12 protein-coding genes and 3 pseudogenes are annotated in these 11,152 nt (G+C 60.2%); 8 read left to right on the top strand and 7 right to left on the bottom strand.

All coding sequences use genetic code 11. The features are described from left to right. A pseudogene (locus tag NKJ06_RS15270) lies at positions 1–2,480 on the top strand (error-prone DNA polymerase); the annotation flags it as partial. Between the two features lie 11 nt (positions 2,481–2,491). Here NKJ06_RS15270 and NKJ06_RS15265 read toward each other — a convergent pair. Both NKJ06_RS15265 and NKJ06_RS15260 read right to left on the bottom strand, forming a co-directional pair. Continuing rightward, positions 2,492–4,447 carry a P-loop NTPase fold protein gene (locus NKJ06_RS15265; protein ID WP_352810132.1) on the bottom strand — a complete coding sequence of 652 codons (1,956 nt, stop codon included), beginning with the start codon at positions 4,445–4,447 and terminating at the stop codon, positions 2,492–2,494. Between the two features lie 68 nt (positions 4,448–4,515). Beyond that, positions 4,516–5,217, bottom strand: coding sequence for a hypothetical protein (locus NKJ06_RS15260; RefSeq protein ID WP_352810130.1), 702 nt, complete (start codon positions 5,215–5,217; stop codon positions 4,516–4,518). Positions 5,218–5,400: 183 nt separating this feature from the next. Between NKJ06_RS15260 and ligD the strand changes: the two genes are divergently transcribed. After that, on the top strand, positions 5,401–6,408 hold the full coding sequence (ligD, locus tag NKJ06_RS15255; RefSeq protein WP_352810129.1) for a non-homologous end-joining DNA ligase: 1,008 nt from the start codon (positions 5,401–5,403) through the stop codon (positions 6,406–6,408). A gap of 28 nt (positions 6,409–6,436) precedes the next feature. Here the strand turns inward: ligD and NKJ06_RS15250 are convergent. Further along, positions 6,437–6,535, bottom strand: a pseudogene (locus NKJ06_RS15250) (SOS response-associated peptidase); the annotation flags it as partial. 45 nt (positions 6,536–6,580) lie between these two features. After that, positions 6,581–7,045 carry a Ros/MucR family transcriptional regulator gene (locus NKJ06_RS15245; RefSeq protein WP_352810128.1) on the bottom strand — a complete coding sequence of 155 codons (465 nt, stop codon included), beginning with the start codon at positions 7,043–7,045 and terminating at the stop codon, positions 6,581–6,583. 307 nt (positions 7,046–7,352) lie between these two features. Here NKJ06_RS15245 and NKJ06_RS15240 point away from each other — a divergent pair, with 307 nt between their 5' ends. After that, positions 7,353–7,619: a DNA -binding domain-containing protein gene (locus tag NKJ06_RS15240; RefSeq protein ID WP_352810127.1), complete on the top strand. Its 267-nt coding sequence runs from the start codon at positions 7,353–7,355 to the stop codon at positions 7,617–7,619. Positions 7,620–7,716: 97 nt separating this feature from the next. Beyond that, the gene (locus tag NKJ06_RS15235) at positions 7,717–7,902 is read left to right on the top strand and encodes a hypothetical protein (RefSeq protein ID WP_352810126.1); all 186 of its coding nucleotides are present in this window, start codon (positions 7,717–7,719) and stop codon (positions 7,900–7,902) included. Between the two features lie 65 nt (positions 7,903–7,967). On the opposite strand, the gene NKJ06_RS15230 is transcribed toward NKJ06_RS15235, so the two are convergent. The 3 genes and pseudogenes from NKJ06_RS15230 to NKJ06_RS35805 form a co-directional block, all read right to left on the bottom strand. Continuing rightward, positions 7,968–8,135, bottom strand: coding sequence for a PAN domain-containing protein (locus NKJ06_RS15230; RefSeq protein WP_352810124.1), 168 nt, complete (start codon positions 8,133–8,135; stop codon positions 7,968–7,970). 133 nt (positions 8,136–8,268) lie between these two features. Continuing rightward, a pseudogene (locus tag NKJ06_RS15225) lies at positions 8,269–8,493 on the bottom strand (PAN domain-containing protein); the annotation flags it as partial. Positions 8,494–8,574: 81 nt separating this feature from the next. Further along, entirely contained in the window at positions 8,575–8,874 is a 300-nt protein-coding gene (locus NKJ06_RS35805; protein ID WP_502905618.1) for a Mu transposase C-terminal domain-containing protein, read from the bottom strand. 69 nt (positions 8,875–8,943) lie between these two features. Between NKJ06_RS35805 and NKJ06_RS15215 the strand changes: the two genes are divergently transcribed. From NKJ06_RS15215 to NKJ06_RS15200, 4 genes are all read left to right on the top strand, one after another. Next, positions 8,944–9,624: a hypothetical protein gene (locus tag NKJ06_RS15215; protein ID WP_352810122.1), complete on the top strand. Its 681-nt coding sequence runs from the start codon at positions 8,944–8,946 to the stop codon at positions 9,622–9,624. 71 nt (positions 9,625–9,695) lie between these two features. Next, positions 9,696–9,944, top strand: a complete 249-nt coding sequence (locus NKJ06_RS15210) for a type II toxin-antitoxin system Phd/YefM family antitoxin (RefSeq protein ID WP_352810120.1) — start codon at positions 9,696–9,698, stop codon at positions 9,942–9,944. After that, on the top strand, positions 9,941–10,348 hold the full coding sequence (locus NKJ06_RS15205) for a hypothetical protein (protein WP_352810118.1): 408 nt from the start codon (positions 9,941–9,943) through the stop codon (positions 10,346–10,348). Before NKJ06_RS15210 ends, NKJ06_RS15205 begins: the two co-directional genes overlap by 4 nt. 585 nt (positions 10,349–10,933) lie before the next feature. After that, positions 10,934–11,122 carry a hypothetical protein gene (locus NKJ06_RS15200; protein WP_352632958.1) on the top strand — a complete coding sequence of 63 codons (189 nt, stop codon included), beginning with the start codon at positions 10,934–10,936 and terminating at the stop codon, positions 11,120–11,122. Positions 11,123–11,152: the final 30 nt, after the last annotated feature.

Raw genomic sequence — 11,152 nt, 5'->3', positions numbered from 1 at the left:
CCTCCGATCATTCAGAGGTCCTCTCAGAATCGATTTCCGCACACCACACAAGAGTCCGTTTGTACTCATGTGCGATTCCCCTGCCGTTACCCCGAGGGCTTGCCCGACAAGGTGGTCGGCATCCTAAAGCACGAACTGCGGCTGATCGAGACGCTCAAATATGCGCCGTACTTCCTGACGGTCAACTCGATCGTCCGCTTCGCCCGCAGCCAGGACATTCTCTGCCAAGGCCGCGGCTCGGCCGCCAATTCAGCGGTCTGCTATGTGCTCGGCATCACCTCCATCGATCCCGAACGCAACAACCTCCTTTTCGAGAGGTTCGTTTCGCAGGAACGGCGCGAGCCGCCCGACATCGATGTCGATTTCGAGCATGAACGGCGCGAGATCGTCATGCAGTGGGTCTACGAGACCTACGGTCGCGATCACGCAGCATTGTGCTCCACGGTTATTCGCTATCGCACCAAAGGTGCTGTCCGCGATGTCGGCAAGGCGCTCGGCCTGCCCGAGGACATGACCAAACTTCTGTCCTCGCAGGTCTGGGGCCATGGCGAAGCAGTCGACGAGCAGCGCGCCGGCGAGCTCAATCTCAATCTCGGCGATCGCCGACTGCGACTGACCCTTGAACTCGCGGCGCAACTTGCCGGCACGCCGCGTCATCTCTCGCAGCATCCGGGCGGCTTTGTCCTGACGCATGACCGGCTCGACGACCTCGTGCCGATCGAGCCGGCGGCGATGAAGGATCGCCAGGTCGTGGAATGGGACAAGGACGATATCGACGCCCTCAAATTCATGAAGGTGGATGTCCTGGCCCTGGGTATGCTCACCTGCATGAAACGGTCCTTCGATCTTCTGAGCACAAGGGCATCGCCCTCGATCTGGCGACGATCCCGGCCGAGGATCCGCGCACCTATGCGATGATCCGCAAGGCCGACACGCTTGGCGTGTTTCAGATCGAATCCCGCGCGCAGATGTCGATGCTGCCGCGCATGAAGTCGCGGACATTCTACGACCTTGTCATTGAGGTCGCGATCGTCCGGCCGGGACCGATCCAGGGCGACATGGTCCATCCCTATCTTCGCCGGCGCGACGGAACGGAAGAGGTGTCGTTTCCAACACCGGAGCTCGAGCGCGTGCTCGGCAAGACGCTCGGCGTGCCGCTGTTTCAGGAGCAGGCGATGCAGGTCTCGATGGTCTGCGCCGGCTTTTCCGCCGGCGAGGCCGATCAGCTGCGCCGCGCCATGGCCACCTTCAAGCACACTGGCGGCGTCTCGAAATTCCGCGACAAGCTGATCAACGGGATGATCGCCAACGGCTACACCCCGGACTTTGCCGAAAAGACCTTCTCGCAACTCGAAGGGTTCGGCAGCTACGGCTTCCCCGAAAGCCACGCAGCCTCCTTCGCGCTGATCGTCTACGCCTCATCCTGGATGAAGTGCTGGCATCCCGATGTGTTCTGCGCCGCGCTCTTGAATTCGCAGCCGATGGGTTTTTATCTGCCGGCCCAGATCGTGCGTGATGCTCGCGATCATGGCGTCGAGGTGCGACCGGTCTGCGTCAATGCCAGCCGCTGGGATTGCACGCTTGAGCCGACCGATGTCGAAGATCGCTTCGCTGTCCGACTCGGCCTGCGCATGGTGATCGGTCTCGGCAATGATGGCGCGGCCGCAATCGTCGCGGCGCGGGCCGACGAACCCTTCCTCTCGGTCGACGATCTCTGGCGCCGCGCCGGCGTGCCGGCGGCTTCACTTGTCCAGCTCGCCGAGGCCGACGCATTTCTGCCGAATCTGAACCTTGCCCGCCGCGATGCGCTCTGGGCAATCAAGGCGCTACGCGATGAACCTTTGCCCCTGTTCGCGGCCGCCACGTCCCGTGAACACAAAACGGTGACGGAGATCCACGAGCCCGCCATCACGCTCAGGCCGATGACGGCCGGCCGCGAGGTTGTCGAGGATTATGGCCATGTCGGGCTGACCTTGCGCAGCCATCCGGTGTCGTTTCTGCGTGCCGATCTACGCCGGCGTCGCATCGTGACCTGTAAGGAGGTCATGCAGGCGCGGGACAGACGGTGGCTCGAGGCCGCCGGCCTGGTGCTGGTCCGGCAGCGGCCGGGCTCGGCCAAAGGCGTCATGTTCCTCACCATGGAGGATGAGACCGGCGCCGCCAACGTCGTCGTCTGGGTCAAAATCTTCGAGAAATTCCGTCGCGTGCTTCTCTCGTCGGCCATGCTCGGTGTGCGCGGCCGCATCCAGCGGGAAGGGGAGGTGGTGCATCTCGTCGCGCACGAGCTGACCGATCTGTCGGCCGAACTCGCCAGCGTCGGAAACCGCGACACGCCATTTCCATTGCCACACGGCCGCGGTGACGAGGCCCATCATGGCGGATCGGGCATCGATCCGCGCGGCATGCCGAAAACGCGCGATATCGTCGATCCCTACGAGCACATCGACCGCATCAAGGTGAAGACACGGGATTTCCGGTAGACGGATGGAGCTTAGTCCGTCTCTGTGTCCTTCGACCTGCGCCTCCCGCCGCTCCTGACAGCGGCAGCTTTTGCCGGCGCCGCTCTCTCGCCGGAAGCCGTTTTCTCCGACACTGGCACTGCCTCGACCTGCCTAGGTGGCAATCTTGGTATTGTGCGCAGGAGTCGCAGCTTGGCCAAACCCGACGCCTTGTCGGCTTCTTCGCCCAGAAGCTTTATAACCTGGTCGATCCAATGGGCCTCAGATTTCAGAGCCTCTTCAATCCGAGTCCCTTTGTAGCGTTCCTGCAGAGCGTTGGAGATCCAATACCAGTTTGGCTTTGGGGACCGCATCCACGCCGCGATGAAATCCTTGGGCTCTATGGCAGCGAGGATAGGTATCGAAGCGTATCTGTTCGTCCCCTTTCCGGTGTAGCAAACCTGTTCGAGGAATCGTTGACCGTCGGCCTCCACGATCTTCAGCAGTTCAGGCGCCAGTTCTGGGAACTTTGCCTCGAGGGCCTTGCCACGCGCGTCGAGCAGATGCCGGAAGATCGCCTCGAACTCCGCCTTGTAGTCGTCAGTAACCCAATAGCCGATTCCATAGGCTGAATGTTCGAACTCGTCATACCAACGCCAATCAGATCCCCGCGGGGGCAACCGACCCTCGGCGAGGAGTTCATCGATATAGGACCTGCACTCCTTCTCGACTGTCTTGAGGTCCTTGCCCAGGATGCCCTTGCTGGCCATCATCATCCGAAGCGCAAAGATGTGAAGCATCTCGCCGGAATCGACCACGGTCCGCTTGTCGAACTGCTCCTGCATCTTCTTGAGTGCATCATCAACAACGTCGTCGTCGAGTTTGTCGAAGCTGCCGACGATCTGCCAAGGCGCCGCGCTCTGAGGTTTCAGGAAATAGGAACTCCCATCCAGCGATGCCCGAACGCCCGGCTTATCGAACCTCCCCTCAATCAGCATCTGGCCAAGCACTTCGTCCTGAAGTAGCGGACTGGTTAGATTCACCGAACTGTAGCGGTTCTTCGCGACTACGATCCTGGGCTGCTCGCCAGCGCCCTCCTTTCCCCCGCGTCCAGCAATGTAGCCAAATTCACTCGCGCGCCTTTGCGATAGGTCCTCAGGCTCGAGGCGACCTGCCCGCCATTCGACGTCGAAAGCGCAAAAAAGTCGGACGAGTTCAACCATCGCCGGATCGTTCGCCAGATGCTCCTCGCTCAAGGTCTCGATCAGTCGGCTCAGATCTTCGATCACATGTCGCAATATCCGGAGTGATTGCACCCCGGATTCTGAGAAGATACCGATCACGTTGTCCCGCTGCTGTGCGACGAAGTCCTTCTCAGGCCCCGCTGCTAACGCGGAATGAAAATCGTCAAATGCCGCGAGGACCTGCGGCTCGACCCGAATGGTCTGGCCGAAGATCTTCTCCTTTGCTTCGGAAAACTCTTCGGTCAGCTTCTGGTCGTGAGCAATGACGATCACGCAGCAACCGTGATGCTCCACATAGAGATTGATGATGCCAAGCGTCTCTTTTACACCGAGGCCACACCGTTCGAGATCGTCTAAGATGATCGGCTTGTCGTTGTTCACTTCCTGGCGCAGAAATGCGCCGACCAGCCCTGAGGTAAGGCCGCTGACAGCCAATGAACCAAAGCCGGAAACCTCGGCGGTCATGTCGCCGACGCCGTCGGCAATCTTCTTGACCCACGCCTTTCGCGGAAACATCGCTGTATAGACAGCTGCGATGACGTCATCGCCGCTATTGAGGCCGAAGAGGCTGACGTAATACGCTTCGTCGTTCGGAATCGCTTGGCGTACCTGGTAGGTCTTTCCCGTTCCCCAGTCGCCGGTGACCAGAACCGCGTAGTGCGGCTCCTTACGTGTGCGATAGTAGTCCAGGTATTTCTTCAAGTTCGACGTTGGAGCCGCTGGCGGTTGGGTGGCCTTCGGGGCTGCTTCTATCATTTCCGCCATAGTTCTCGCTTGATCCTCATCAGGCCCAAAAAAGCGCTTCCTCAGGTTTCTCGGGTTCCACCAAGAGCTCATAGTTGGTCCGCTTCTGGCGCGACCATCAAGGCCGGCGAGCGCACAGCCACAGCCAGCTCGCCGAGCCAGGGCGTCACGTCGACGATCGAAACGGCATGATGATGATCGTGAAAGTAGCCCTTCACCTTGCGATACCTATCCCCAAACCGCTCGAAAAAGAGCACCTGGACCTTATCACCTCGACTGAGGACGCTCTTGATCGAGCGGCCGCCGTGTAGAAATTTCAGTGCATGCGCTGTTCCTAGCAAGTACAGAATTTTGCGCTTCGTGCTGTTGCTGTCCGCCAGCATGAAGAAATCCTTGAATATTGAGTTCTGCCGGATGGACTCCGAACCTCCCCGCCAGTTTATAAACTTGAATTCCGCAATGCGGCGGTCAGTTTCAAGGTCGAATTGCCGTCCCGTGTTGCCCGCGCCAAGCGAAACATACTCGACGCGCTCTCCCGGTTCGAGAACGTGCGGGAGACACAGCAGGATGCCAAGCGCATGTATTGTGACGTCGATCTGACACGCAAGCCGTTTCATTTCGCCAGCCGCCGCAAGCACGTCGCGTTCCGCACCGGCGGCTTTCAGAAATCCCAACGCCTGATCGGCCGTCAAACCCCTTACATCGGTTTCAATTCGCGACAGTGTCCTCGTCAGATTCTCTCCTGCAAACTTTGAGAGAAGCCTGATCGCTCCAGCCGGGTCTTCTTTCATCGGCTGGTTCTCCCGCAGTTCCGGTCCCGATCCGCGCAGCCTGCCCCAAGAAGAGGAATCTTGTCGATCCCTACGAGCACATCGACCGCATCAAGGTGAAGACGCGGGATTTCCGATAGAAGCTGCAGCTGATACACCGTCATCATGTGGTAGTCTGGCCCGCATGACGACGCTTCATCTCAATTGGCGCGGAAGACGGTGAATCCCACAAAGCCGAATAAAGCGCATCCGCCGAAATGGATCGAGCCTCAGCTGACGCGCCTGGTCGACGAAGCGCCCAACGGCTCCGATTGGCTTCACGAAATCAAGTACGACGGATACCGCATGCACGCGCGGATCGACGGCAGCGACATCCGCTTGCTCACCCGCACCGGCCTCGATTGGTCGCATCGCTATCAAGCGACGATAGCGGCCCTCCGCGCGCTCCCGGTGAAAGAGGCATATGTCGACGGGGAGCTGTGCGCCGTTCGGGCAGACGGCGTCACCTCCTTCAGCCGCCTGCAGGCCGCTATGGACGAGGGCCGCACGGGCGATCTTGCCTTCTTTGCTTTCGATCTTCTGTTCCTGAACGGAGAAAGCACTGCGAAGCTGCCGCTCATCGACCGCAAGGCGCGACTGGAAGGCCTGTTTTCGACCGACATGCCCGGCCTGAGCTTCAGCGATCACGTGATCGGCGACGGGCCTTCGTTCCGCAAGCACGCCTGCCGGCTTGCACTCGAGGGCGCTATCTCAAAGCGGATCGACAGCGCCTATGCATCCGGCAATCGCGGCCTATGGGTCAAGTCAAAGTGTCTCAACAGAGAGGAATTCATCGTCGTCGGCTGGACCGATCCGACTGGAAGCCGGCCGCACATCGGCTCGCTGCTTCTCGGCTACTACACCGATGATGGTCGTCTGATGTACGCGGGCCGCGCCGGCACGGGCATCACGGTTGCAGAGCTCAAGCGATTGGCTGGCCGGCTTGAACCACTTCAGGCAGCTCGAATGCCCCTCGACGTTCCGCCGCCGCGCGCGAGCCGGTTCGGCTCGCCGCTTGAGCTGTCGCGCGTGCATTGGGTCAGGCCTGAAGTGGTGGTCGAGGTCACCTATCTCACCTGGACGGAAGACAATCTCCTGCGCCAGGTCTCGTACCAAGGCGAGCGTCAGGACAAGCCAGCCCGGCAGGTGGTGCGCTCCCCGCCCCGTCCCTGATCGACATCGGGCGCCGTTTCGTTTCAAGTCACCCGACTTGCTCTACCTGCAGTGTGCCGGGAGGAAGGGCCTTGATCAGCGACTTCGCCGACACCGAAGGGTCGAGCCAATCCGCCCACGCGCTGCGATCGACGGCAGCTGCGCGCTCCAGAACGAACCTCGAACGCTGAAATCAAGCTGCGACCTTCTTGCGGGTGCGCTTCGCCGGCGGCGGCGTTTCCGGCTCTTTCGGTTTGCGGCCGAGCCCCATCGTCTTGGCCAATGCCGAGCGCGCCGCGGCGTAGTTCGGCGCGACCATGGGATAATCCGCCGGCAGGCCCCATTTGGCCCGATATCCATCCGGCGTCAGCCCGTAGTGGGTCGACAGATGGCGCTTTAGCGATCTGAATTTCTTCCCGTCCTCAAGGGAGATGATGTAGTCCGGTGTCACCGACTTCCTGATCGGGACTGCAGGCGTAAGGGCAACCGGCACTTCTGCAGAGACACCTCCGGCCGTCCCTTTCAGGGCCGCGTGCACTTGGCCGATGAGGGCAGGGAGATCCCCCACCGGGATCGGATTGTTGGAGACATAGGCTGAGACGACATCGGCCGTGAGCTCGATGAGGGTGTCGATGTTTTTTTCGGCTTCTTCTGTCATGAAACTCTCCAGGCGGCGTGAAACACAGTCGGCGAAGCGTCGCTTCATAGTGGCGGTCACCACCGAAAGCAAATACAGCCCGGCAGGACTATCGCGATGCTCGTCGGCACCGAGGACGGTCTTGAGCTTTTTGCAATTCATCCCTAACCTGGGTTGAACCGCTCAGAAGATGCGCATATCGCCTCGAGCGGGCGCTTGCGGGTCATGGTCGCGATGTTGTCTTAGCTACGATGTTTCCCATCCGCTTGGTTAGGCTGTCGAAAAGAAACAATCGCTCTCGATCACTTACTTCCGGAGCCCGATATCGATGAAACATCCAGTCGTTAAACCAGGTCTTAAAGAAGAAGTGCCCTGGTCTGACAGCCTGACCACCTACGACCGTCAGCACTTCACGACCTACCTGAGGCTCCTGGATGCAGGTGCCGATGAGGCAAGCTATGAGGAGATGGCGCAGGTCATCCTCGGCATCGATCCGGTGCAAGAGCCGGAGCGCGCCCGGAAAATCGTGCGAAGCCATCTCGATCGGGCGAACTGGATGGTGACGACCGGTTACAAGGAATTGTTCGCCGGATGAGGGCGAACAGGGGGCGACACGCTCCGCTTGTCAGATGTGGATACGGCGCCCGCGACAAGACCGGTCTGACGGTCGGGGCTGCGGGAATTAGTTCAAATTGAAAGACCTCAGTTCTTTGCTCGACATGACCATCGACCAGATGGCCGGCGACTGGTGCGAGCACCAGACCCGCCACGCTGGACGACAGCAACACGACGTCAACCAAACCCGAACCGCCAATATGAAAAGCCAACCATGCTGGCAGGACAATTCCGACGCCAACGATAAAGAAAAAAGCCGATGAAAAAGGTATAAACAGCGGGTCTTTCCGAATCGTCAAGCGAGACACTTTCCCGGCTTGTTCTCCGATCAAGCTTGGCGTTTTGCGCCGCTGTCAGTTCCCCGGCTGCTTGAATATTCGCCCGGTTGGTCGAAGAGGACGCAGCGCTTCTGGGATTGGGTGAATCCGAAAGCGATGCACTGGTCCAGCGCCGAGCAATCCCGTTCGCACTCGCCGCGGACGCGGGCGGTCAGCACGCGGAACCCATTTCCCGAAGAAAGGCCGGTCGTCGAAATACTCGAAGTAGGCAGCTGCGCCTGACGCGGTCAGGGTTCCAAGCTCCGACATGACGCGGCTGGTGGCGCGGGCGTTCATCAAGAGTCGGCCAGGTCCTTCCTTGAGGAAGCATTTCCGGTTCCATGCGTCGTAAGTGAAAGCCCTGCACCAGCCTTCCGAGGCCCGACACATGGATTCACACTGATCCACTTTCGGCCTGCCTGGTCTCGGTGGCTCTGCTTTAAGGTCTCTGTTGAGGAAGCGCCTGAACGTGGCAGGCGGTGACGTCCCGGCAATCGCCTGCTGCGCCGGCTGGTCAGGCCAATCCGCATGCCCCAAGACGTTTCATAGGTCGCTCCCAAAAAGCCATCGCCATATGGCATTCATTCATGAAGCCCTTCAACCTACATGGCCGCGTGTTTAATTCTCCGTCCTTCGAGGGTCCCATAACGTCGTCGGTGCGAGCGCACCGTCGCGCCTCTCGACAGCGCGAAGTTCTCTGGTCTCCGGATCCCGGATGTAGATGTGGCTGATATCGCGAGGATCGTATCGCACTTCGAGCCTGCCCAGCCGGTCTCGCTGCGGTACCAGGCCGCCGACGGATCGTGGAGATCGCCGGTGGGCACAAGTCGTCAATAGTTGACCTGGGAAATGCCGTCCGCCGAACCCACGCGGCAGAGGTGCCGCTGCACTTTTTTCCCAACGTACGCACCGGGCCACTATGTGAGTCTCGTGGGGCTTCCAAGCGCCGATTTGGCCGGTTAGGGTTTGCAGGGGCGCGAACAACGGATGAACGAACGGCAGATGCTGGAAAAACTGCGCGCCTGTTGGGGTTTTACCCCGACCGTCGATAGGAACATCGCCCTGGTCGAAGGCTTTCTGACGGGCAAGCCCTTCGCTGACCTGGCGCAGGAACATGACTTGTCGACATCGAGGGTGCGCCAAATCATCGAGAAGGCTGATCGGCTCGTGGGCGGCGGCATTCTGACCGAGGCTGAACCGTCCAAGGCCTCGCCTCGATCCGATTTCATGGTCGCCTATCCGTATGTGTGGAACCTAGCCGAGATGCACCGGCTCGGTAGCGTCACGCCGCATCATTTCTTCAAGGAGCTGGAACGCGCGGGATCGCTGGAGCGGCTGGTTGACAAGATGAAGCGGTTGCCGAGCCGCGCACGAACAACACGTGAGTTGGCGCGCCTCGTTTGGCTAAAGGAAAAGGGCGAGAGCCCATGGCCTGCAATGAAGCGATCAAGCATTGCGATCGTGCAACCAAGCTGCCCGGTTGACCATCCGGACCGCGGCCTTCAGTGCCAGCTCGCCTTGGGACCGGCCCTTCAGCAATTGTTTGAGCGCGCAGCGGAATTCGGCTGGACCGAGGACGAGATAGCCTTTGCGCTTCTCGAACTCGCCCGCGTGCGCCTCAAGGGACGGCAACCGAGCGGTGCGTTATTTGATCGGGATGGTACCTGAAGCAGGGAATTTAACCGTATTGCCAAAAACAGCTATTTCGCCTATTTTAGGCGTGAAGATGGAGAGCCAGGATGACCAGCTTTACGCTAACCGACCTCGGCAACAAATCCGGCGAGGTGGTCGAGGCGGCATACCGAGGGCCTGTCGAGATCACAAAGCGCGGCAAGCGCAAGTTCGTGCTCCTGACAGCTGAGCAGTTCGATCGATTGTCGGGACGAAGCGCACAGCGAGCGTATCGTGTCGAAGACCTCAAGGGAGTCGAGCGTGATGAAATTCTCGCTGGCCTGGACGCCGTCGCCTTAAGGGATAGCGGAGAATGACCGAGCCTGAACACGGCCACGTCATTCTCTATTCCTACCTGTGGGCGCGCGAATTCGATCGCGGTGAAGAAAGTGGCCGAAAGGCTCGGCCGACTTGTGTGATGGTAATCGTCGCAGGCAAGGATGGCGGCACGCGGCGTCTGCTTTTTCCCATCACGAGTAAGGCCCCGGGGCCTGGCCGGCGTTGCATCGAGATCCCGGAGACTGAGGCGAAGAGGGCGAAGCTCTATACGCCGGCCTGGGTCATCGTGGACGAATTCAATGTCGATGACCTCGCCACCTCATGGGCTTTGGAGTCCACCGTTCCGGTAGGCCAGTTCACGCGACGTTTCATGGCGAAGGTTGCGGCTGAGGCAGCGGGGGCCATTCGGGCCAAAAACATTCGCAGCATACCGCGGCAATAATCATCGCATTGCTCGCTGAAATCCGGCGCGTCCCTCACTTGATCAGTATCGACGAGGGTCGCGCCGGATTACCCCGGTCGCCTTTCCAGCCTCCCCATCGATACCTGCAAGAACCTGGAACGCGGCTTTTGCAGCTCCTTCACCGCCAGTCCTAGGCGACAACGCTATCGGCGGTCAGCCCGATCAGGCTTGATGTGCCTCTCGTATTCTCGGCGGCCATGGTGTTGCCCGGATGGGTTCTTTGTGCGGACGCCACTATCGTGGCGGCGTCATCGGTACAGGAAGAACGGTTTTTTCGCCTAGACCTTGATGAAGCCGGCATAACTCAGCCGCAAAGTGCCGCAGGCATGAATCCGCGCGGTTTCGTGGCGAGTGACTTGGCTCCTGTGCGGGGCCCATTTCCCGCTCTTTCGGCTTAATTCCCTTGTTCCAGCCCGGACCTTGCCGATCAACCCGCTTCGGGGTCGGACTACGCAAGCGTGCCGTCGCTCAAGGCTTCGCCATCGCGATGATCGCGGTCCCGACTGGACCCGACGGGCGCCTGTCGAGCGGGGAATGGTCCCCGCGAACACGGGAGCCAAACAAATGTCGCACGAACTCAGCCTCGCTCAGAGCCACGCCTGGAACCTCGCTCGCACCCTGATGACGCCGGTCATCCTGTTCAGGGTCAATGACAACGAGTACGGCGTTCTCCCTGCCGAAGACCTCGACGGCGACGAGGTCGAGGCGATTGCCGAATACTGTCCATACACAGGAGGCCGGCCGGTTCATTGAACCGGCCTCTATGCCACGGCGTGCCGCTTG

Origin of the sequence: Mesorhizobium sp. M0293 (genome assembly GCF_040321735.1) — a bacterium.
GTDB lineage: Bacteria > Pseudomonadota > Alphaproteobacteria > Rhizobiales > Rhizobiaceae > Mesorhizobium.
Note: the sequence above shows the minus strand (reverse complement) of the source record. Positions and strands in the feature narration are given on the sequence as shown.

Excerpts from the sequence above, each read along its gene's own strand:
- NKJ06_RS15265 (WP_352810132.1), bottom strand. The coding sequence starts at position 4,447 with ATGGCGGAAATGATAGAAGCAGCCCCGAAGGCCACCCAACCGCCAGCG.
- NKJ06_RS15260 (WP_352810130.1), bottom strand. The coding sequence starts at position 5,217 with ATGAAAGAAGACCCGGCTGGAGCGATCAGGCTTCTCTCAAAGTTTGCA.
- NKJ06_RS15245 (WP_352810128.1), bottom strand. The coding sequence starts at position 7,045 with ATGACAGAAGAAGCCGAAAAAAACATCGACACCCTCATCGAGCTCACG.
- NKJ06_RS15240 (WP_352810127.1), top strand. The coding sequence starts at position 7,353 with ATGAAACATCCAGTCGTTAAACCAGGTCTTAAAGAAGAAGTGCCCTGG.
- NKJ06_RS15215 (WP_352810122.1), top strand. The coding sequence starts at position 8,944 with ATGAACGAACGGCAGATGCTGGAAAAACTGCGCGCCTGTTGGGGTTTT.
- NKJ06_RS15210 (WP_352810120.1), top strand. The coding sequence starts at position 9,696 with ATGACCAGCTTTACGCTAACCGACCTCGGCAACAAATCCGGCGAGGTG.
- NKJ06_RS15205 (WP_352810118.1), top strand. The coding sequence starts at position 9,941 with ATGACCGAGCCTGAACACGGCCACGTCATTCTCTATTCCTACCTGTGG.
- NKJ06_RS15200 (WP_352632958.1), top strand. The coding sequence starts at position 10,934 with ATGTCGCACGAACTCAGCCTCGCTCAGAGCCACGCCTGGAACCTCGCT.